This is a genomic window from Flavobacterium ginsengiterrae, from assembly GCF_039539785.1.
Lineage (GTDB): Bacteria > Bacteroidota > Bacteroidia > Flavobacteriales > Flavobacteriaceae > Flavobacterium > Flavobacterium ginsengiterrae.
Map to the genome: position 1 here is coordinate 1198250 of NZ_BAABDU010000004.1, position 23680 is coordinate 1221929.

At 36.1% G+C, this 23680-nt stretch carries 15 protein-coding genes; all 15 read right to left on the reverse strand.

Annotated elements, in window-relative coordinates; translation table 11 throughout:
* Positions 1–2208, reverse strand: coding sequence for an endo-1,4-beta-xylanase (locus ABD859_RS15660; protein WP_345145524.1), 2208 nt, complete (start codon positions 2206–2208; stop codon positions 1–3).
* Between the two features lie 12 nt (positions 2209–2220).
* Positions 2221–3594, reverse strand: a complete 1374-nt coding sequence (locus tag ABD859_RS15665; protein ID WP_345145525.1) for a glycan-binding surface protein — start codon at positions 3592–3594, stop codon at positions 2221–2223.
* 37 nt (positions 3595–3631) lie between these two features.
* Complete coding sequence (locus tag ABD859_RS15670; RefSeq protein WP_345145526.1) at positions 3632–5263, reverse strand: RagB/SusD family nutrient uptake outer membrane protein; 1632 nt, start codon at positions 5261–5263, stop codon at positions 3632–3634.
* A gap of 12 nt (positions 5264–5275) precedes the next feature.
* Complete coding sequence (locus ABD859_RS15675; protein WP_345145527.1) at positions 5276–8443, reverse strand: SusC/RagA family TonB-linked outer membrane protein; 3168 nt, start codon at positions 8441–8443, stop codon at positions 5276–5278.
* A gap of 552 nt (positions 8444–8995) precedes the next feature.
* Positions 8996–9652: a fructose-6-phosphate aldolase gene (gene fsa / locus ABD859_RS15680; RefSeq protein ID WP_345145528.1), complete on the reverse strand. Its 657-nt coding sequence runs from the start codon at positions 9650–9652 to the stop codon at positions 8996–8998.
* A gap of 433 nt (positions 9653–10085) precedes the next feature.
* Positions 10086–11411: a xylose isomerase gene (gene xylA / locus ABD859_RS15685; protein WP_345145529.1), complete on the reverse strand. Its 1326-nt coding sequence runs from the start codon at positions 11409–11411 to the stop codon at positions 10086–10088.
* A gap of 9 nt (positions 11412–11420) precedes the next feature.
* Positions 11421–12902, reverse strand: coding sequence for a xylulokinase (locus tag ABD859_RS15690; protein WP_345145530.1), 1482 nt, complete (start codon positions 12900–12902; stop codon positions 11421–11423).
* Between the two features lie 3 nt (positions 12903–12905).
* The gene (locus ABD859_RS15695) at positions 12906–13913 is read right to left on the reverse strand and encodes a GntR family transcriptional regulator (RefSeq protein WP_345145531.1); all 1008 of its coding nucleotides are present in this window, start codon (positions 13911–13913) and stop codon (positions 12906–12908) included.
* Between the two features lie 625 nt (positions 13914–14538).
* The gene (locus tag ABD859_RS15700) at positions 14539–15573 is read right to left on the reverse strand and encodes a glycoside hydrolase family 43 protein (protein WP_345145532.1); all 1035 of its coding nucleotides are present in this window, start codon (positions 15571–15573) and stop codon (positions 14539–14541) included.
* A gap of 26 nt (positions 15574–15599) precedes the next feature.
* Positions 15600–17033: an MFS transporter gene (locus tag ABD859_RS15705; protein ID WP_345145533.1), complete on the reverse strand. Its 1434-nt coding sequence runs from the start codon at positions 17031–17033 to the stop codon at positions 15600–15602.
* A 263-nt stretch (positions 17034–17296) separates the two neighbouring features.
* Positions 17297–18406, reverse strand: coding sequence for an endo-1,4-beta-xylanase (locus tag ABD859_RS15710; RefSeq protein ID WP_345145534.1), 1110 nt, complete (start codon positions 18404–18406; stop codon positions 17297–17299).
* Positions 18407–18453: 47 nt separating this feature from the next.
* Positions 18454–19617, reverse strand: coding sequence for a mannonate dehydratase (gene uxuA, locus ABD859_RS15715; RefSeq protein ID WP_345145556.1), 1164 nt, complete (start codon positions 19615–19617; stop codon positions 18454–18456).
* Between the two features lie 127 nt (positions 19618–19744).
* On the reverse strand, positions 19745–20482 hold the full coding sequence (locus ABD859_RS15720) for an SDR family NAD(P)-dependent oxidoreductase (RefSeq protein ID WP_345145535.1): 738 nt from the start codon (positions 20480–20482) through the stop codon (positions 19745–19747).
* A 166-nt stretch (positions 20483–20648) separates the two neighbouring features.
* A complete protein-coding gene (locus tag ABD859_RS15725; protein WP_345145536.1) occupies positions 20649–22802 on the reverse strand; it encodes an alpha-glucuronidase family glycosyl hydrolase in 2154 nt (717 codons plus the stop codon).
* Between the two features lie 274 nt (positions 22803–23076).
* Entirely contained in the window at positions 23077–23619 is a 543-nt protein-coding gene (locus ABD859_RS15730) for a YbhB/YbcL family Raf kinase inhibitor-like protein (protein ID WP_345145537.1), read from the reverse strand.
* Between the last annotated feature and the right edge of the window lie 61 nt (positions 23620–23680).

Consider the following 23680-nt stretch of genomic DNA (forward strand, 5'->3'; position numbering starts at 1 on the left):
TTACTTAACCAATTCTCCTGAAAAGTCTTTGCTTACATCTTTTCCTGCAAGACCATCAGCTGTTCCTTTATAGGCATGTTTACGAACGTAATTTGCATCCCAAAGATTTGGTGATTCGTCCGGAAGCCAGAATTCATGTTCTTTTGAATTATCTGAAACGCCCCAAATGGTTACGCCGTACTGTTGTGCCGTTGGAATGTATTTTTTGTATGAATCTATTACAAACTGATACATTTCTGCCTGCGAAGCCTGCTGCGCCACTGTTGGAGCATTTGTTCCTAATCGTATATCGAGCTCAGAAATCTTTATTAGTTTTCCTGAAGCGGCCAGTTTTTGAAACATTTGAACAATTTTATCTTTATCTGTCGTTAAACCAATATGCATTTGTGTTCCAATTCCGTCTACTTTTCCTCCCTGGCTTTCGATATATTCTACATACTTAATTAAACCTTCGCATTTGTCTAATCTAGATTCTAAGTTGTAATCGTTTATGAAAAGTTTGTCTGATTCATTTCCGTACTGACGTGCTAATTTAAACGCTGTTACTGCATAATCTTTCCCCAGATATTTTACCCAGGAGAAATGATCTGTTGCTGTTTCTCCTTCGTTTCCGGCTCTTAATGTTCCGTCTTCTTTCATTGGTTCATTTACAACATCCCAAGCAAAAACACTTGTTTTATAATGTGTCATCATTTTAGAAATCCAATCTGCCATTGCATCACCGATAATTTTGGCTTTCTCAGCATCTGTTTTTTCGATTGTGATTGGTGCTGTCGGCCCGCTTCCAGATGAAGATCCGTCTGTTACTAAAACATTATCAATGTAGTAAGTTCCTGCAGCTCCTCCTAAATCAAAACCAAAACCAGTCTCTCCGCCTTTTGCGGTAATCTTCCATTCAATTTGTTTCCAAGTGGTCGTAGTTGTCTGATCTCCCTGATAACTTGCTAATGATGATGGTGTCGATGAACATCTTACAGAACCGGTAGCTTCAGAACGAATCATATAAGAAATTGTGTAATTTTTTCCTGCAGTTAGTGGAGAAGTAAAAGTAGTCTGAATTTGAGTTCTCCATTGCTCTGTTGGAGTACTTACTGCGTTTACTACTTTCATTGCGCCACTTCCTTCATAGGCGTTTGCAGCAGGTGCATCGCTTAAAGCATCATTAGCTCCATTGGCTTTGGACCATCCTGTTATTCCTGAATTAAATGTTCCATTAGAAATTAAATTTACCGGTCCTGTTGCAGCATCAAGATCTACAACTGCAAGTGTATTGACATCTATTAAGTAGGTAACATTTGGTAAATATCCTAAATCGATATTAAATTTAAAACCTGTCGCTGTTGTTTGAAACTCACTTGGAGCTAATTTAATTTTAACTTGTTTCCACGATGATGTCGTTGCAAAAGCTTCTGTTTCTGAGCCTGTATTCATCCAATCTTTAAAAGGATATTTAGACTTTAGTGATGCATCTGCGTCAAAAGAAAGACGTCCTTTTCCTGCTACATCTGATTTGATATAAAAAGAAATTTCATAATTGTGACCTGTAACTATTGTCGTCGTTGGAGATGTTATTTGTAAATTGTATGCCAAAGAAGATGTTGCACTCGATGCCAATTGAATAGCTTGTGTATTTGGTGCTAAACCTTGATTGGCAAGAATCGTAATTCCTTTTCCGGGATTACCTCTTGACCAATTTGTAAACGTACCACTTTTTAAGCCGGCAACATCTAAAATATTGGTACCGCTTGAACCTGGAATTACGGTTGGCGCGATAATTCCATTTAAATAACTCGCATTTTGGTTGGAATGCCAAACCAAAGTGTGTCCAAAAACTTTTAAGCCTGCTTTTTTGGTTTCGGCGATAAAGGCATCAATGGTTGCAAAATTAATTTCTCCTTTAGAATTTACCATGGCACCGTGTTTCATGGCGTAACCCGGCGTAACCTCATCAAAGTTTTCGTTGACGATTTTACGATAAGCTTCGTCGCTCATGTATAAATCGGCTCCAATTCCGTTTCCTAAAACAAAATCAGTGTAGGTTTTAAGCGCTTCGTAACGGCTTATTTTTTCTACTAAAGCCAGCGGAAGTTCGGCTCCGGTTACTTCTCCATGTTCCGGATCTTTCTGCCACTCCATCAAATTATCATCGCACGATGACAAGATCATTAATGATGAAGCAATTACAGGTAATATATATTTATATTTCATTTTGATGTTTTTTTAGTTAGCAAAATCATTGTAAACCGGCGTATCTAAGGATACTATTCTCCAATTGTCTGTGTAAACTTTTACAGATGTTGCTTTTGATGGAAATTCAACTTCGCTTTCTGTTCCCAGAACATCTTTCATTTTTACATCGGCATTTTCGAACCAAATACCAAAATTTTGATAGGTTGCCGCTTCGCGATACGCTAAAACAGCTTCGAATGTAAAGGACTCTTTAGACCATTGATAAAATTTGTTTAACGGAATGGTTATGGTTGTCCAGCCTGTAGTTTGAAATGCAACTGATTTACCGTCTACCAGCCACGGAATGTAATTGTAAACGCCGCCTGACCATGTTCCGGCATTAAAGTTATTGATGGTGCATATTTTTAAATAACCTGAGTCTTTCCATGCATCCGGCACATAAATATCAAATTGAAATGCTACTTTATCCAGCGGTGTATTTGCTGGAATAAAAGGAGTTAACTGTGTTCTCCAGTTATCTGTTCCTGTTCCTGCTGTCCATGTTTCTGTTGCTCTGCCTGTTGCTGCCGCTATTGAAGCTAATCGTGACGGACGATGCGGTACATATTTGCCATGCGAAATATTATTTACGCCAATTGGTGCCGATTCAAGATCTGCCGGAGCAATCATCCCCGGAGTTGTATCTGTGCTCCAGGATCCCTGAGTACCTCTGCCGTCAAAATCTAAAATGATTCCTCTTTTGCAGTTAAAATAAGCCGGAGAATAAACGCCTCCGTTTGAAGTCTGCACAAATAATGAACCTCCATTGTCTGAAATGCCGTTTGGTACGGCTACTGTAAAGAATTCACCGTCTTCATCTGAAGTAATTCCGGTTGTTACTTCAATATTTCCCGGAAAAACTACTTTGCTTACTTCTGTTAAACCTGTTCCTGTAACGGTAATGGTTTCGCCTGCATTTGGCATTGTATTAGAAACATTTGTGATTGCCGGTTTTCCTGAACGAATTTCAAATTTAAAAGTGGTTTCGCTATTGTCATTTGCAAATCTAATGGTGTTTCTTACCGCAGGATCGGCTTCTAAAATTGGCGTATCGGCAGAAACGTTGATCAGCATCGAATTATCTGACACAAAAACTATGTTGAAATACGTTGAATATCCGTTAATGTATACTCTTTTTAAGCCTGTAAATCCTGAACCTTCAATACGTATTGTTTGTCCTAAACGGGCAAAACTGACTTCTCTGTCCGGAACAGTAGAATTTACATCTTCCAGAAATACTTTTGTTATGGTTATGTTCCCGCCTTGAGAATCGTTATTGTCGCAAGAAGTAAATAACACACTAAAGAACATTATTCCCAGCAGTGCGATGGGTGCCCAATACTTTTTATTTAAAATAGATTTCATATAATCTTTCTTTTTAGATTTATTGTTTTTCAAAATATTAGAACAAGTCTGTTATTTTATCTTCTGTAAACTGATACGGAACCGGATTTTCTCTTAATAATGGATTTTGTACCAATTCTGATTCCGGATATGGAAGAAGAAAAATTGTAGCGTCGATAACACCAATTGAACGCGGACTGCTGCTTCTTGCCGGATCTATAGAAACGGTATTAGTTGCTGTATCATACAAAATAGGCTGTATTGTGCCTCTGTCCTGAGATGTTATGTAGTTTATTACTTCCTGTTGTTTGTAATATGCTCTTCGTACTAAATCGTACCAGTATTGTCCTTCCATAGCTAGTTCTACTCGTCTTTCGTGAATAATATCAGCATAGGTTAAAGTTGTTTTTGGGTCAAGTCCTGCGCGTGTGCGAAGTTTGTTTACGCCTGCCAAAGCAGCAGCATCGGCAGTAGAAGCGTTGTTTCCTAAAACGGCTTCGGCATAATTTAAATATACTTCTCCTAAACGAAGCATGTAGGTATTTAAAGCCGAATTCATACGGGTAATTTTTGAGTTGTCTTTTGTAGAACCTACAACTCCTTTTTTCACATTTAAGAATTCTTTACTGTGATCTACTGTATAACCTCCGTTTGATTTATTGATTTCTGCATAGAAATCGTCATCGCCCATCCAGGTTGCTTTACGACGTACATCTTTAGATTCGTATTCTTTTAAAACATCATAAGAAGCTCTTGTCCAATATCCCCACGCTGCATCATCGCCTGTAATATCAGATCCTAATGCGAAATAAGCCTGATGCGTGTTGTTTACTCCGTAATCTCCATTTGGAACCCATTGCAAGGCAAACATTGATTCTGAATTGTTATTGTTATCTACCATAAACAAATCAGCATAATTGGTCATTAAAGTGTATGGCCCTGAATTGATTACTTTTTCTGCCGCTTTTTTTGCCAAATCTAAATACTGCTGGTTTCTTGTACCGCTGTTCGCGTTATCGCTTACTCCCGAAAATGAAAGGTAAACGCGGGATAACATTCCAAAAGCACTGTATTTTGTTAAACGTCCGGCTTGTCCTGCTGTTTCCGGAAGGTATTTTGCTGCGAATTCTAAATCGCGGATAGCAAATTCGTAAACGTCTTTCAGCGGGCTTTTGTTTACAATTGGATTTTTAACCAATTCGCTTGGATCTGTAGAAATAATGACATCGCCCCATAATGAAGCCAGATACCAATAAGCGGTGCCACGCATAAAACGGGCTTCGGCTATGTATTTGTTTTTAGTGGTTTCGTTTACTTTGCTTCCGGAAATACCAATAATAACATTATTTGACTGTTGTACAACATTATACAATGATCCCCAAGCCGAAACTAATGGTCCTGTTAATCCTGTTTCAGACAAATCTGTAAAAGGATAAACATAATCAGAATAAGGTGCATAAAGGTTATCTGAACGTCCGTCGCCTAAACCGTAATAGAATTTATCATTAAAATCAAACCAGACTCTGTTGTAAAGCGGTCCTGTTGCCGACTGAAAATCAGATTCGGACTGATAGAAATTTTCTTTTGTGATTTGATCTTCTGGTTCAACGTCTAAAAGATCACTACAGCTAGTCCAAACAAATGGCAATGCGATCATAAGAACCGTGTAAAATATTTTTTTTGTTTTCATAGTCTGCAAGTTTTAGAAATTAACGTTTAATCCAAGCGTTGTAATAATTGGCGAAGGATAACGGCCATTGTCGATACCGCTTAAAAGAGCATCCTGATTAATTGATCCTACTTCCGGATCGTAACCTTTGTACTTGGTAAATGTTAAAACATTCTGCGCGTTAGAATATATCTTAATGTTTGAGATTCCATATTTAGAATATAATTTCTTTGGAAGATTATAGCCAATTGAAATATTCTTAACCCGTACATAAGAACCATCTTCTACAAATCGGTTGCTGAAACGGTAGTTTGAAGCTGATGATGCAGATGAAGCTCCAATTCTAGGCATATAAGGATCTCCTCCTACAATTTGCACATTACGATAATCATTTGGTCCGTTTGGATCAATAAGCTCTAATTGTGCATAACCTAAAGCGCTTTTTAATAAATTGGTATTTTCGCGCGGATTTTCTAACCAGCGTCTTTGGTAATTAACAATATCATTTCCGTAAGAACCTGTCAATAAAATATTAATATCAAATCCCTGAAACGAGAATGTGTTACCAATACCAAAGGTGAAATCCGGTGCCGGATTACCAATATAATCACGGTCTTTTTCGTTGATTACACCGTCTTTATTTATATCTTCAAAAATATAATCGCCAATCCATACACCGTTTTCTCCAATTGCCATTCCTTCTGGCAAAGCTGTTGGTGTTACAACTCCTTCGCTGTTTTTATAATAGAAATCCGTTGCTTTTTCAAATCGGCCAATTACTTTATAGCCATAAAACTGTCCTATTGGCTGTCCTACCGCTGTTCTGGTAACGGTTGTTATATCAGATCCCTGCTGAATGTTTTTGTTTAAAACTCCAGATTCTGTATTAAGTCCTAAAACTTTACTTCTGTTCATCGAGAAAACAATGCTTGATTTCCAGCTGAAATCTCTTCTTTCCATGTTGATTGTGTTTAAACTAAACTCAAATCCTTTGTTTTCAAGAGATCCAATGTTTACTGTAGGTGGTCTTGTAGAGCCCTGACCTGTTGTTCCTACATAAGCCGGAAGCGGTAATTCTAACAATAAATCGTTTGTTTTTTTGTAATAAACATCGGCTGTTAATTCGATTCTGTTATTAAAAAGACCTAAATCTAAACCTACGTTGCTTGAATATGTGGTTTCCCATTTAATATCAGGATTTGCCGTATTGCTCGCCAATTGCCCCGTTCCCCAATTGGTTGCCGAAGCTGAGTAAATTGACGTATAAGCGTAGTTTGGCGCACTTTGGTTACCAACAGCTCCCCATCCTAAACGCAATTTTAAATTGTTGATGGTTTTATTTTCTTTTAAGAAATTTTCATTTGAAATTTTCCAGGCCAATGCAGCAGAAGGAAACCATCCCCAGCGATTATCTTCATTAAATTTTGAAGATCCGTCTCTTCTTAAAGTTGCAGTTAATAAGTATTTATCATTGAAAGAATAAAATAATCTTCCAAAATAAGAGCTGATAGAACTTATACTGCTCGCATTTGAGTTTCTTGCTGTTGTGGCATCTCCGGCATTTAAATCTGTTGCTCCGTTTGTGATATAACCAGAACGGTATCCGTAAAGATTTTCCCAGCTTGATTCCTGCATTTCCTGTCCTAACATCGCATTAATGGTATGAGAACCAAAAGTTTTATTATAGGTCAGTAAATTATTCCAGCTCCAGAATGCGCTGTTTGATTTTGTTCTTGTGCCTTCGCGTACATCGTTTACCAATGCACCAAAAGTATATGCCGGATTAAAAGTATAATTGTTTACAAAACCATAATCAAGAGAGTATTGTGTTTTGAATTTAAGATCTTTTGTAAAACCTATTTCGGCATAAGTATTTGCCCTGATTCCGTAATTTTTGTTGTGATTATCTTTTATAGAAGCTAATCCTATTGGATTGTTCTGAACAAATTCTGTCGTATCCGGACCATCAAAAGTTCCGTCTGCATTGCGAACCGCAACGTTTGGAGTCTGTTTTAAAGCCGTTAAAATTAAAGAGTCATCGGTAACAGTTGTGGTCTGATCCGTCTGGCTCAAAGCAAAATTTACGCCTAGTTTTAAAAAGCTTTTTACCTGAGAGTCTACAACTCCTCTTAAATTAAAACGATCAAATGAAGAACCTATAGCAATACCTTCCTGATCCAGATAACCAATCCCTAATGAATACGTGGTGCTTTCTGACCCTCCCGAAGCCGATAAGTTGTAACTCTGCATTAAGGCTGTTGTAAAAAGTTCCTTCTGCCAGTCTGTTCCTTCACCTAATAAATCCGGACGAATAAAGGTATTGTCGCGTTGTACTATTCCAAGATCGGCACGGGTATTTTTTAACGTTCCGTATTCTCTAAGATTTAATAAATCTAAATGTTTCGGGATTTCCTGCCATCCTACATAACTATCAAAGTTTAAGGTAAGATCTCCTTTTTTACCTCTCTTTGTTGTTACGATAATGACTCCGTTTGCTGCTCTTGAACCGTAAATTGCAGTTGCCGATGCATCTTTTAAAACATCCATCGAAACAATATCTGCCGGATTAATCATCGAAAGCGGATTACTGTTTACAGAACTCGTAGTATTGTCTATAATAACACCGTCGATTACAAATATAGGCTCGTTTGATCCTGTAAGCGAACTAATACCACGAATACGAATTGAAGAACTTGAACCCGGTGCTCCGTTATTAGCCTGCACGTTTACACCGGCTGTACGTCCTTGCAAAACCTGTTCGATAGATGTCGTTACAGACTGCGCAACCGCCTGACTGGTTACAGATGAAATAGAACCTGTTAAATCAGATCTTTTCATAGTTCCGTAACCCACAACAACAACTTCTTTTAAACTGCTTACATCTTCTTCAAGAACAACGTCTAAAGTGGTTTTATTAGTCACAGCTACTTCTTTTGTCTGATAACCAATAAAACTGAAAGATAAAACGGCATTTGCCGGAACCGGGCCAATCGTGTAAGCACCGTCAAAATTTGAAACCGAACTTATTTTGGTTCCTTTTACAAAAATATTTACTCCTGGTATTGGTCCGTTACTATCAGAAACAATTCCTGACACAGTGGTTTGTGCATTTACTGCAGCAGAAAATACCAGCATTAGGAATAAATATCCTAAGTTCTTAAAGTATTTTGATCTGCTTTTAGTAATTAAAAGGTTAGTCATAAATAATTAATTTAGTTAGTTAATAGTATGGTTTAGTTAGTTTTATTTTGAGTTGTACTTTATGCTTATCTCCTTGATTAAAATGAAATTAGAAATGCATATAGTCAAAACAAATATATGTAAAAAACAATAATACGCAATCGGTTGTGTTTGTTTTTTTTAGCAAATTCAAAAAAAATTCAGAATAAAAAAACATATTTTTTATTCCAAATTACAAAAAACTGAATATTATTCAAAATAACACTTTGTAGCAACGAAAACGTTGTAGAAAATAAATCATTTTGCCTCAAATCTTAAAAAAAATATAAAAAATTAAATTTTGAGAGACTATAGAAGCGCTATAATAAAAAGAAGTAAAAAGCCGCAAAAGACATCTTTTGCTATACTATGAAAAACAAGTGGTTTTACATAAAGCCAACAGGAAGATTTTAAAACAATATAATTCTTACAAAAAACATTTTTAGGAACAATCGGTTGTTTTTATTTTATAAAAAACTCCCTTCAGAGGCTTCTGGAGGGAGTTCAAATTTTAAAAATAATGGAGTCGAAAAACTATAAATTCATCTTTTTAGCATCTTCAACAAATTGCTTTAAACCAATATCTGTTAAAGGATGTTTCAACAACCCTTTTATTGCCGAAAGTGGCCCTGTCATAACATCAGATCCTACTTTTGCACAATTTACAATATGCATAGTATGTCTAACGGAAGCCGAAAGTATTTGTGTTTGATAATTGTAGTTATCGTAGATTTCTCTGATTTCCTGAATTAAATGCATTCCGTCTGTCGAAACATCATCTAATCTTCCTAAAAATGGTGAAACATAAGTTGCTCCAGCCTTTGCCGCTAATAAAGCCTGACCCGCCGAAAACACTAATGTAACATTGGTTTTAATTCCTTTAGAAGAAAAATATTTACAGGCTTTTACACCGTCACCAATCATTGGTAATTTTACCACAATCTGCGGATGTAAAGCTGCAAGTTCCTCGCCTTCTCTCACCATTCCGTCGAAATCAGTAGAAATAACCTCAGCCGAAACATCGCCGTCTACGATGTTGCAGATATCTAGATAGTGTTTTAAAATATTTTCTTTTCCGGTAATTCCTTCTTTTGCCATTAATGACGGATTGGTAGTTACACCATCTAAAACACCCACTGATTGCGCTTCTGCAATGTCTTGTAAATTGGCTGTATCAATAAAAAATTTCATGGTTTTTTGGTTTTATTTTAGTTAATAATTGAAACAAATCGTGCGTAAAAAAAACTTTGTCAAAGTTTAAAACTTTGACAAAGTTCCTATCAAGTTCTAGCGAGGAAAAAATGTGCATTTCGATTTGATTCTGCTCTTCAAAAAACCTTCAATAAAAATTTAACTCACTACTAATTTTTATCAAATTGACTCGTTTTTTTCTTTTCGAATTATTCAAAAACAGTAACTAAACCTTCAATCTATTTTCGTCAAATTAAAACTTCAAAAACAAGTCATAATCTTAATACACATTTTTCAATTTTTATCTAAAAATCATTTTTAACGTTCTAAGACTATCACATTAAAATTGAAATGTTTTTTTAGATATTCTTTCTCACTAAATATTTTGAAGAAAACCTAACGGGTTTTAAAAACCTGTTAGGTTTCTAACCAATTAAATATATTGGTTGATGATGTTTTCAAACAATTCTTGTTTACCGCTTTGAAGATTTAATTCTCCGTTTTCGTGAGCGATAGAATAAAGATCTTTCAAACTTAATTTTCCGTTTTCGAAATCTTTTCCTTTTCCAGAATCGAATGAGCTGTATCTTTCTGTTCTTAATTTCTCGTATGGAGAAGAAGAAATAATTTTATCAGCAGTCAATAAAGCTCTTGCAAAAGTATCTGCTCCGCCAATGTGTGCTAAGAAAACATCTTCTAAGTCTGTAGAATTTCTTCTGATTTTAGCATCGAAGTTAACCCCTCCGCCTTGTAATCCACCAGCTTTTAAGAAAACTAACATTGCTTCTGTAGTTTCCTGAATGTTATTTGGGAACTGATCTGTATCCCAGCCATTTTGGTAATCTCCTCTGTTTGCATCGATACTTCCTAACATTCCTGCTTTTGCAGCAACTTCTAATTCGTGTTGGAAAGTGTGCTGTGCCAAAGTAGCGTGGTTTACCTCAATATTAATTTTGAAATCTTTGTCTAAACCGTACTCTTTTAAGAAGCCAATTGCAGTTGCAGAGTCAAAATCGTATTGGTGTTTAGATGGTTCCATTGGTTTTGGTTCGATAAAGAACGTTCCTTTAAAACCTTGTGCTCTTGCATAATCTCTAGACATTGCTAAGAACTGCGCCATATGGTCTAATTCTCTTCCCATATCTGTATTCAAAAGAGACATATATCCTTCTCTCCCTCCCCAGAATACGTAGTTTTCTCCACCTAAAGCGATTGTTGCATCTAGAGCTAATTTTACTTGTCCTCCAGCTCTTGCAACAACATTAAAATCAGGATTTGTAGCGGCTCCGTTCATAAATCTTGGGTTTGAGAAACAGTTTGAAGTTCCCCAAAGTAATTTAATTCCAGATTCTGCTTTCTTTTGTTTTAAGTAATCTGTAATGAAAGCCAAACGTTTTTCTGATTCTGCGAAAGTTGCTCCTTCAGCAATCAAATCGTAATCGTGGAAACAGAAATAATCGAATCCCATTTTGCTGATGAATTCAAAAGCAGCATCTGCCTTATCTTTTGCAGCTTGATACGGATCTGATGATGCATCCCAAGCAAAGTTTTGAGTTCCTGGTCCGAATGGATCGCTTCCTTGTCCGCAGAAAGTGTGCCAGTAAGCGATTGCAAATTTAAAGTGCTCACGCATTGTTTTTCCAGCTACAATTTGGTCTGGATTGTAATATTTAAACGCTAACGGATTGTCAGACTCTTTTCCTTCAAATTTAATTTGACCAATACCTTTGTAGTATTCTTTATCTCCTAGAGTTATCATTTTATTCTTTTATTTATTTGTTAATACTAATTCTAATCCTTGTTTCCATTTCTGGTATGCCTGTTCGTAAGGCTCTTTGTTTTTTAATGGTAAAAATGTCATAACGTGATCGTTAGTCGTAATTCCCGAACTGAATTTATCATAATCACCATCTTTTAAACCAACTGCTCTTGCTGCACCAACCGCTCCAGTTGTATTGTAAATCTCGATTTCGTGACCGATTAAAGTCGCAACGGTATTGGAGAAAATCTCAGAACGGAAAAGGTTATCATTTCCTGCTCTAATGACATTTATTACCGCATTATCGTCTTTTAAACATTCCATTCCGTACACAAACGAAAATGCAATTCCTTCTAAAGAAGCTCTGAATAAATGGGCACTATTGTGAATGTTTAGGTTTAAATTCAAGAAATGTGTTCCGATGTTTTTGTTGTTGAACATACGTTCAGCACCATTCCCAAACGGAATAACCACAACACCTTCAGAACCAATTTCGATTTCAGAAGCTTTTTCGTTCATTGCTTCGTAAGATTCATTGCCCATATTATTACGAAGCCATCTGTATTGGATTCCCGCTCCGTTAATATTCAATAACTTACCCACTCTCGGCGTTTCTAATTCGTAGTTTACATGCACGAAATTGTTCACTCTTGTACTTTTTCCCGAAGTCGCATCGCTTACTGCATAAAATACTCCAGAAGTTCCGCCTGTAGCAGCAACTTCACCCGGATGCAAGACATTCAAAGCCAAAGCATTATTCGGCTGATCTCCCGCTCTATACACAATCGGAATTCCCGCTGGAAGACCAGATTCCTGCGCTCCTTTTTCGTTAATAACGCCTTGATTAGTAAAGTTTTCTACAATTTTTGGAGTTAAAGAAGTGTCAATTCCGTAATATTCTAAAAGCCAGTCGGCTACTTTATTTTCTTTATAATCCCAAAGCATTCCTTCAGACAAACCATTTTTGGTAGTAGTTACTTCGCCAGTCAATTTCAAAGCGATATAATCTCCCGGAAGCATGTATTTGTAGATTTTATTGTAAACTTCAGGTTCGTTTTCCTTCACCCATTTTAGTTTAGAAGCTGTGAAATTTCCAGGTGAATTCAGTAAATGTTCCATACATTTTTCCTGACCAATTTCGGCGTACGCTTTGTTTCCAATTTCAACCGCACGGCTGTCGCACCAGATAATCGAGTTTCGAAGTGCATTGCCATCTTTATCTACAACCACCAATCCGTGCATTTGATACGAAATACCAACGCCCTGAATTTTAGAAGCATCAATATTCGATTCACGAATTGCTCTTTTTGTTGCCGTACAAATGTATTGCCACCACATTTCTGGATCTTGTTCTGCCCAGTCGGAGTGCAGGGAAACAATTTCCATTTCGTTTTGAGGTTCGTTCAAAACAATTACTTTCTTGCCCGTTTCTGCCTCAACGATTGCCGTTTTTACAGAAGAACTTCCAATGTCATATCCTATATAATACATAACTTATAATGATTCTCTTAAAATTAATTTCGTCGGCACATAACACTTCGTTTCTTCGTCGTGTGTGATAAATGCTGCTGCTTTGGTTCCCATTTCTTTAAAATCAGTCGATACAACCGAAATTCCTTTGTAAATAAATTTCTTCATCGGTGTTTCGTTGTACGATAAAAAACCAACGTCTTTTCCGGGTTCAAAATCTTTCTCTTTACATTGTTCTAAAAATTCACCTAAAATCCTGTCACTTACACTGATATAAGCAATTCCTTTTTCAATCTGAAACTTTTTAGAATCGGTAACAATTTCTTTTTCAAAACCAAAATCAGCACAGAATTTCTTAAAATATTCTACCGTTTCCCACGGATGATTCGTAAAATCGGGATATAGGAAAACTGTTTTTTTATACTTTTTAAATAAATCAGCCGCCTCTGTTAAAGCGTCATAAAATGCTTTTCCAAAATCCTGAAAAATATAATTATTCGCTTTTTCTGCCCTTATATTCCAGTCAATCAAAAGCAGTTTGTCTTTTGAAATTGCCGACAGTGCCGGAGCAATTTCTTTGTGGTCAAAATTCATGACCACATATTTGTAATATTTCCCAATTCCGTTATTAATGATTGTTTTAAAAACATCAATATTATAATGATGAAACTGCACATCAGTAATCACATTATCTGGCAGATTATTGACAAACGAATGATACAAAACCTCCTTATAAGCCTTAAATGTATCCAAAACCAAAAGCACTTTTCTGGTTTCACCCGCCACATAATATCCTTTATTAGGCACAGAATCAATCACATTCTGATCTTTCAAAATCGAATATGCCTTAAAAACCGTATCTCTCGAAAGCTGATATGTTTTGCAAATCACATTTACAGACGGCAGTAAATCTCCTTTCTGTAGAATATTCTCTGCAATGGCATTTGTAATTCCGTCAACCAATTGCTGGTACTTCGGAATATCACTTTCATGATTAATTGTAAATTCAAATTTTTCTTCTTCGTTTTGCATACCGTTCTGTTCCGTTCTGTTATGCTAAAGTAGTCAAAATTTTTTCAGAAAAAATCTTTTTTTACATTAATTATGTTAAGTTTTTTTTGCTCCTGTGGGGTGACAAATTGTATTTCAAAAATGTATCACCCCGCTGGGGTTCTTGTTCATGACCATCAACTTAATTTCTACAAATATTAAACCTCTCCGAGGTTATTGCTGCGTTTAATTATAAATACAAATAACATATTAATCATTAAGCAATTTACAGCTCTGGAGGAGCAAAATATTTATAGTACAACAATATATTCATTGATTTTGAGCTCCAGAGGAGCGATATGTTTAACCTTAAAATGTATAACCCCGCTGGTTTTTTTGTTCATGACCATCAACTTAATTTCTACAAATATTAAACCTCTCCGAGGTTATTGCTGCGTTTAATTATAAATACAAATAACATATTAATCACTAAGCAATTTACAGCTCTGGAGGAGCAAAATATTTATAGCACAACAATATTTTCATTGATTTTGAGCTCCAGCGGAGCGACATGTAACACAAAATATGTCACCCCGCTAGGGTTTATGTTCTATATGTCTTTTTAATTTCTATAAATATTAAACCCCGCTGGGGTTATTTTTTGCGTTTAATCCAACAATCTTCTAATCCCATACGGATCAATCGTAATAATCGAACCGTCTTCCATATAATCAATTTTGGTTACTTTCATGCTTCTTAAATGTGTAACGCCTTTCGACAAACTCGAATCATGATAAAATAAATACCATTCACCTTCCACTTCACAAATAGAATGATGCGATGTCCAGCCCACAACTGGATTCAGAATTCTTCCTTGATACGTAAACGGCCCATACGGATTGTCGCCAATTCCATAACAAATAAAATGTGTGTCACCTGTAGAATACGAGAAATAATATTTTCCGTTGTATTTATGAACCCAAGAAGCTTCAAAAAAGCGACGGTCGTTATCCCCGGCTTTTATAACTTCTCCTTTTTCATCCAGAATTAAAATCTCTTTCGGATCTTCGTCAAATTCCAGCATATCTTCTCGAAGTCTTGCCACGATTGGTCCTAACTCCTTTTCATCTGCCGTTGGTTCTTCGTTATTTTCATCATAAATATTGTTTCGGTATTTCTGAAGCTGGCCGCCCCAAATTCCGCCAAAATAAATATAATGTCTGCCGTCTTCGTCTTCAAAAACTGCAGGATCAATACTGTAACTTCCTTTTATAGCTTCTTTTTCTGGAACAAAAGGCCCAACCGGCGAATCACTTATGGCAACACCAAGCTGAAAAATCCCATTGGTATTTTTGGCTGGGAAATACAAATAATATTTTCCGTTTTTGCATGCTGCATCTGGTGCCCACATTTGTTTTTCTGCCCAGGGAACATCATTTACATGCAAAGCAACGCCGTTATCGACCGCTTTTGATGTAATATCTTCCATCGAAAAAACGTGATAATCTTCCATTCCGAAATGATCGCCGTTATCGTTAAACGGAATTCCCGCATCGATGTCATGAGACGGATAAATATAAATTTTACCATTGAATACATGTGCCGAAGGATCGGCTGTATAAATATGGGATACTAAAGGCTTTGAAATCGCCAAATCATTAATTTCCTCAAAATTAATGTGTTCAATGCTGTCTTCAGGCATATTCTTCTGTATGTTTTTAATTAATTTTAATTTCTTCTTTCTTTTAAATCCTGCTCAATTTGTACTTCCATTTCTTTATTGATTTTATAGAAAAACAACAATCCCGCTCCTATCAAAAATGGAATTGCCGGAAAAACACTTACTAATAATTTGATTCCGTTTACCGCTGTTTCTGATTGCTCAGATGCGTTTGGAACATAATTAAAATAGCCCAGAAACAAAGTTGTCAAGGCACCTCCTATACTTAATCCAGCTTTTAAACCCACCATCATTGCTGAAAAAATAATTGCGGTTGCACGGCGGTTATTCAGCCATTCTGAATAATCGGCAACATCGGCGATCATTGCCCAAAGAATCGGAATTGTGATTCCGTAGAAAAATCCGTGTAAGATTTGGGAAAAAAATATCAATCCGATGGATGTTGAAGGAAAAAAATAAAAGGCAATAATGAAAAGGGTCGAAATGAAGAGAAAGATTCCGAATACATTTCTTTTCCCGTATTTGTCTGCCAGATTTTTAGACAATGTAATACCGACAATCATAAAGATAATTCCGCCAGCATTAAACAATCCGAAACCCGCCGAAACAGGATCGTTTCCAAAATGATTCAATCCTATATTCGATAAAAAATCTAAAATGGGCTGAATGAAAACCGCCAATTGTTCTTTGTTTACATAATTCTCAAAATAATACACATACGAACCGCCTTTCATCGCCAAAGTCACAAAAACCAAAGTTGTCAGCGAAAGCATGATAATCCAAGGCCTGTTTTTGATTAAATCGCTTAAATCTTCTTTTACACTTGACTTTTGTTCTGGTTTTGGGATGATTCTTTCTTTCGTAGTTAAAAATGTAATCAAAAGCATTATTGTTCCGATAATCGCCAAAGCTGTCATTACTTTTTCGATTCCGACTGCTTTATCACCGTTTCCAGCACTTTTTATAATTCCAAGCATAAAAACCTGCACAAAAAACTGAGCAAACATAACCGCCACAAAACGATACGACGACATGCTGTTTCTTTCGCCCATATCGCCCGTAATGACACCGCTTAAAGCAGAATACGGCAGATTGTTTCCGGCATAGAAAAGCAGTAATAAAGTATAAGTTACCACGGCATAAATTACTTTTCCTTTATACGAAAAATCAGGTGTCGAAAAAGCCAGTAAAGCCACAACTCCTAGCGGAATCGCCGTTGCTAAAATCCACGGTCTGAATTTTCCCCATTTGGTACTCGTTCTGTCTGCCAAAACCCCTATGATCGGATTAAAAATAAAGGCTGCAATTAAACCAACAATCAACATAATGATTGAAGAATCTGTTGGCGATAATCCGTAAATATCGGTATAGAAATAAGCCAAATAGGTCATCAAAGTTTGAAAAACCAGATTGGCAGCCAAGTCGCCCAAGCTGTATCCTATTTTTTCTTTGATGGATAATTTTTGTGAAATGTTATTCATTGTGGTTTTGTGGTTAGTTAGTTTTTCTCCTGCAAGGTTTCCAAAACCTTGCAGGTTTCCTATTGTCGCAACTGCCGTCCTAATTATACCTACAAGGTTTTGGAAACCTTGCAGGAAAGCAATTTAAATTAAAACAATCGGTTGTGTAAAATTATATAAAAAAACATATCGTGCAAATTTACTGTGCTTTATTTCAAGAAATAGATAAAAAACAATCGATTGCTAAATATTATTCAATTAACAACTCTTTAAAGCCGAAAATTTTATTCTTTTGATGGCTTTAATTCTAAAACACTGTTGTAGGCTTCTTTGTGTTTCAATTCAGTATCAAACAATAAAGGATAATTGGTTCTTCCTTTTATCGGCCAATCGTTTAGCCACGATTGTTTGTCGTGAACGCCCCAGAAAGTTACTCGGCTGATTTTGTCTTTATGTTTTAAAAATAATTTAAAAATCGAAGCGTAACGATCTGCAAGCTTTTTTTGTATCGAATCCGGTAATTTCTCTGGATACGGATTCATTTTTGGATTTCCTTCAAATTTCTGATTCACATCAGCACCTTTTAAATCCCACGGATTTGGTAAAACGGTAATATCCAATTCTGTAAATGCCACTTTGATTCCTAAAGCCGAATACTCTAAAATACTTTTTTCGATTTCTTCTAAAGACGGACTTGCTAATCGCCAATGACCTTGAATTCCCACGCCGTCAACCTTTCCTCCTTTTGCTTTTATCTTTTTGATTAAAGCAATGGCTCCGGCTCTTTTTGCAGGTTCCTCGATATTATAATCGTTGTAATACAAATCAACATTTGGATCAGCTTTTGCGGCTAATTTGAACGCATCAACTAAATATTTTTCGCCTAATGTATTTAGAAAAACTGATTTTCGTAAAGTTCCGTCTTCATTCAAAGCTTCGTTTACCACATCCCACGAATCAATTTTGCCTTTGTATTTAGAAACAATTGTAGTAATATGATCCTGCATAAAAGCTTTCATTTCTGTGCTGTCAGCAATTTTTTCCATCCAAGGCGCTAATTGACTGTGCCAGATCAAAGTATGCCCGTGAACAAACATATTATTCTTTTTTCCGTACGCCACAAATTTATCCGATAATGTAAAATCGTATTTATCCTTCTGTGGGTGCACAAACATCGATTTCATGATATTCTCAGCTGTAATTGCATTGAATTCTTTTTTAATTAAAGAATCTTCTTTGCCGTTTTTTTCCTGAATTTGATCAGCACTTAAGGCAGTTCCAATTAAAAAATCATTTTTATAAGCATCTTTTAAGGTAAGAGATTCTTTCTGCGATGTGCAGCTTAACGCTAATATTGCCGTGACGGCTAATAAATAAGGTTTTACTAATTTCATTTTATTGTGGTTTTTTAGTTAGTATAGTATTTTGAAATAGAATGTAGTTACAAATTCAATTTATACCCAATTCCCATTTCCAGACCTCTCAATTCGGCTAAACCTTTCAGTCTTCCCGTTAAAGAATAACCCGGATACGTTTCTGTCGTTTTATCAACTTCGTGCAGAAAACCGTGATCGGGACGCATCGGCAAACTGACTTTTGTTTTATTCATTACCAATAAAAGTTTTTCTACAATCTTTTCCATTTTTACATCCCCATATAAATGTTCGGATTCTCTAAAAATAGTTTCGCTTTCGCGGAAGGTATTCCGAAGGTGTAAAAAATGGATTCTGTCTTCGTAATCGTCAATTATTTTCTCCAGATTATTTTTCGGATCGGCGCTTAAAGAACCTGTGCAATAACATAATCCGTTTGCTTTTGAAGGAATGGCATTAAAAATCGCTTTTAAATCGGCTTCTGTTGAAACGATTCTCGGCAATCCTAAAACTGAAAACGGCGGATCGTCTGGATGAATCGCTAATTTTTGACCGTTTTTTTCTGCTGTCGGTGTTACTTCGGATAAAAAATAAATCAGGTTTTCTCTTAGTTTTTGATTATCGATTTCGGCATAATTATCTAAAAGTGACAAAATCTGCTCGGCCGTAAAATTGATTTTACTTCCCGGCAATCCCAATAAAACATTTTTAAACAACAAGGCTTTTTCGTCTTCAGCCAATTGATTTCCAAATTGCAAGGCTTTTTCTTTTTCGGCTTCTGAATAATCGTTTTCAGAATTGGGTCTTTTTAAAAGAAACACATCAAAAAACGTAAACGCATCCTGATTATACAGCAAAGCTTTGCTTTCGTCCTCATTTATAAAATTATGATTCGTACGCACCCAATCCAGAATCGGCATGAAATTGTAGGTTATGATCTTGATTCCGCAATCGGACAGATTCTGTAAACTAATTTTATAATTTTTAATGTATTGCAGATAATTGCCAGAAGCGCGTTTAATTTCTTCATGAACGGGAAGACTTTCAACCACAGTCCATTCCAGACCCGCATTTCTAATGATTTGTTGTCTTTCCTGAATAGCTTCAACAGACCAAACCTCGCCCACCGGAATTTGATGCAAAGCAGTCACAATTCCAGTTGCTCCAGCTTGTTTTATATCGATAAGTTTTACGTTGTCCTGAGGTCCAAACCAACGCATAGTTTGCTGCATTTTTATCATAATTCGCTTTTTTTGCCACGAAGGGCTTTTTTGCCGCTAAGGCGCTAAGACACCAAGTTTATTTTAAAAAACTTTAAAGAAAAAACTTTGTGTCTTAGCGCCTTCGTGGCTGTAAACTTTAAAAACCTATGCTGTTTCCACCGTCAACTGGCAAAACTGTACCCGTTGTATATTTTGATTCGCTTAATGCAAAATAATAAACCGCATCTGCAATATCCGATGGTTCGCCTAAAAACCCCATTGGAGTTCTTCCCAAAACTTTATTTTTTCTTTCAGGATCGTTATCCAACGCTGCAGCAGACATTTTGGTTTTTATAAATCCAGGAGCGATACAGTTTACACGAATTCCCGCTGGAGCCAATTCTGTTGCCATAGCGCGTGTCATGGATTCGATTGCGCCTTTACTTGCTGAATATGCAATTACTTTCGGAATTCCGTATTGTGATGCCATTGAACTAATATTGATGATACTACCGCTTCCGTTTGCTTTCATGTTTTTAATTACTTCACGGCTTACGGCAAAAACGCTTAGTAAATTGGTATGAATAATCGAAAGGAAATCTTCATCAGTTACTTCTGGAATTTCTTTTTTCATGTTGATTCCGGCGTTGTTAACTAAAATATCGATTGGGCCGTTTTGCGTAATGCTTTCGATCATGGCAGGAATTCCGCTCAGATTATTTAAATCGAAAATTACCGGAATGGCATTTTCACCAATTTCCTTGCAGGCATCTTCTGTTTTTTCTTTTGATCTTCCGATGATGTAGGTTGTAATTCCGTTGTCACATAATTTTTTTGCGGTTGCAAAACCTAATCCCGAATTTCCTCCGGTTACAATTGCCGTTTTTTTGCTCATAATTTGTTGTTTGATATGCTACGCGGATGACACGGATTCGCTATCGCGAAAGCGCTGATTTACACGGATTTTTTATTTTTATTATTTAAAAAATCCGTTTTTTTCCGCGTCTTTGCGATAGCAAATCCGCGTCATCTGCGTTCTTAATTAATCTCAATAATTTAATTTATCCATTTCCCGGTGCAAACGGGAATTTTAATGATTTAAAATACTCTAAAGTCTGTATTGGTTTTTCTACTTCCGCAGGAAGTTCTTTTCCAGAAAACTGCTGAAAATAAAGCAGACAGGCATCACGCCACCATTTTGCTTCTTTGTACTGAATTTCTAATAACATTTCGACTTCGTGAAAACGTTCAGCGTCGATATATTTTTCAGTTTTCTTCCAAACATTCTGCATGTTTTCAACTTGATTAACTCCTTCCTGATATTTTAAAGCTAATCCGTTCCAAAGCGTCTGACCGTTTTTTAGTTTATAATCCCATGAAACATGATGAAACCATAAAAGATCTTTCTCTGGACAAGTTTCTAAATTATCAAAAAGTTTTGCAACTTCTGGCGCGTATTGCGAAACAGCATTTGTTCCTGATTTAGAACGGTCGAAACCAATTCCGTTTTTATCTGCTTTATGATAATACGTTGGATTCCATTCTGGTCTTGAAAGATTAGAAACCCACGGACCAGGTCCGTAATGATGTCCTGTATCCATAATATGATGCAATCCAAGTGGTGTCATGTAATTGACAACAGCTTCACGCGATTTGATCATGATATTTTTTACAGGTTTAATGAAATTTTCATCGTTCGAAAAAGTACTTCTTAACCATTCATCAGCAATAACTTCAGAATCTAAATATGGATTCCACGCCAGCCTCCCGAAACCGTACCAATTCGCCTGCGCAAAAGGATGTCCTGTCCAGTTAAGATCGTTTCCGATATTAGCAACGCCCGCAATTCCGGTTATTTTATTTTGGAATAAAGTTCCGTCAACGACTTTGGCAACTGTTGAACCTTTTCCTTTTTGATAGGTATCTGATTCTAAAACTTCTTGAAATAATTTAGGTAGAAAAACCAAATGTGTACTGAAACCCAAATATTCCTGTGTGATTTGAAATTCCATCATTAAAGGCGTTTTCGGCATCGCACCAAATAAAGGATGAAATGGTTCTCTTGGCTGAAAATCGATTGCTCCATTTTTTACCTGAACGATTACATTTTCTTTGAATTTTCCATCGTAAGGTTGAAATTCGGCATAAGCTTGTTTAGCGCGGTCGTTGGCATCGTGTTCTGAATATACGAAAGCTCTCCACATCACAATTCCATTAAAAGGCGCAACGGCATCGGCAAGCATATTGGCGCCGTCAACGTGATCTCTTCCGTAATTTTGTGGTCCCGGCTGACCTTCTGAATTGGCTTTTACTAAAAATCCTCCAAAATCTGGAATGCGTTTGTAGATTTCCGCTGATTTATTTTTCCACCAATTGATAACTTCCGGATCTTTTGGATCGGCAGTTTTTAATTTTCCAATTTCGATTGGAGCTGAAAATCTTGCAGTTAAATATACTTTGATTCCGTACGGTCTAAAAGCATTCGCTAAAGCTTCAACCTTTTCTAAATATTGCGGTGTCAGAATTAAAGCATTGGCATTTACGTTAGTTAAGACCGTTCCGTTAATTCCGATTGAGGCATTCGCTCTAGCGTAATCAATATAACGCTGATCAATAAAATCAGGAAGTTTCTGCCAATTCCAAAGTGAAAATCCAGCGTAACCTCTTTCGACAGTTCTATCCAGATTATCCCAATGATTTAGAATTCTGATATTTGTTTTGGGAGAATCGGCAATATTGAGATTTTTAACCGATTTATTCGTCTGAAGAATTCTCAAGAAATTGAAGACGCCATACAAAACAGCTACATCATTTTTTCCTGTAATTATGATTTGTTTTTTATTTTGAAAGGAAATGGATTTGATGATAAATCCTTCATTATTTATTTTATCAAAATCAGATTGTAACCGTCTTTTGATCTCTGCATTTAAACTGGATTGAGAACCTGCAATTAAGTTATTTTCTCTTTTTATTTCCGATTTGAATTCTGGAATAACTGCAAGCATTTCTTGAAATCCAGTTTTCAGCTCTTTCTCAGCGATTTTTATAGTTTCAGAATTTCCTAAAACAACAATTCCTTTTAAATTGTCTTTGTATTCTTTTGCAATTGAAGCATTTGTAACCGAATTATATTGCAGCCACAATTTATAATCCCTTTGTGCCGAAGCCGAAACGGAAATCAAAAGAAACAGAAAAACAAATCGTAATGAAGTCATTTTAGTTTTATTTATTCTCAATTATACATTTTTACATCAATAGCATTTTATTTCCATTTAAAAGCATTTGATAAAATTTTAATTTAAAAAATACATTATTCGAAATAAAACAACAATTGCAATCGGTTGCGTAAAAATATAAGATTGTGTTCGAAGAAAAAAATTTTAGCTCTGTTTTTTTCAAAAAATAATTTCATATAACAAATAAAGGCAGGATAATTATAAAAACTATCCTGCCTATAGTAAGCTCAATTTTAGATTTTTCTTTACTCAATTATCGTTTGTAATACGCTACAATACTGGCTTTTGCCAAAGTCTGGTTCCAAAGATTAAATCCAACAACAGCTGGATTTGTGTTTTCGTCTGTTCCTAGTTTATCGGTTTTTAAAGCGTACACAGTAATAATGTATTGATGAAATCCGTGTCCAACCGGCGGGCAAGGTCCTCCAAATCCTTTAATTCCATAATCGGTTACGCTTTGAATCGCGCCTTTGGGAACAAGATTTTTAGTTCCGGCACTGGTTACCAACTCGTTTACATTTGCCGGAATATCCACTACAACCCAATGCCAGAATCCACTTCCTGTTGGCGCGTCTGGATCGTACATCGTTACGGCAAAACTTTTGGTTCCTTCCGGAGCATTTTTCCAGGATAACTGCGGAGACTGATTTTCTCCCGAACAGCCAAATCCGTTGAATTCCTGAATTTTAGTGGTTTCTCCGCCTAAATCTTTACTGGTTAAGGTGAATGTTTTTTGTGCAAAAATAGATGTCGAAAAAATCGCTGACATCACCAAAAGTAAACTTAGCTTTTTCATTTTATCTGATTTAAAATTTTAAGCAAAGTTAGATTTGGACTGACAGAATAATTTTAGCTAA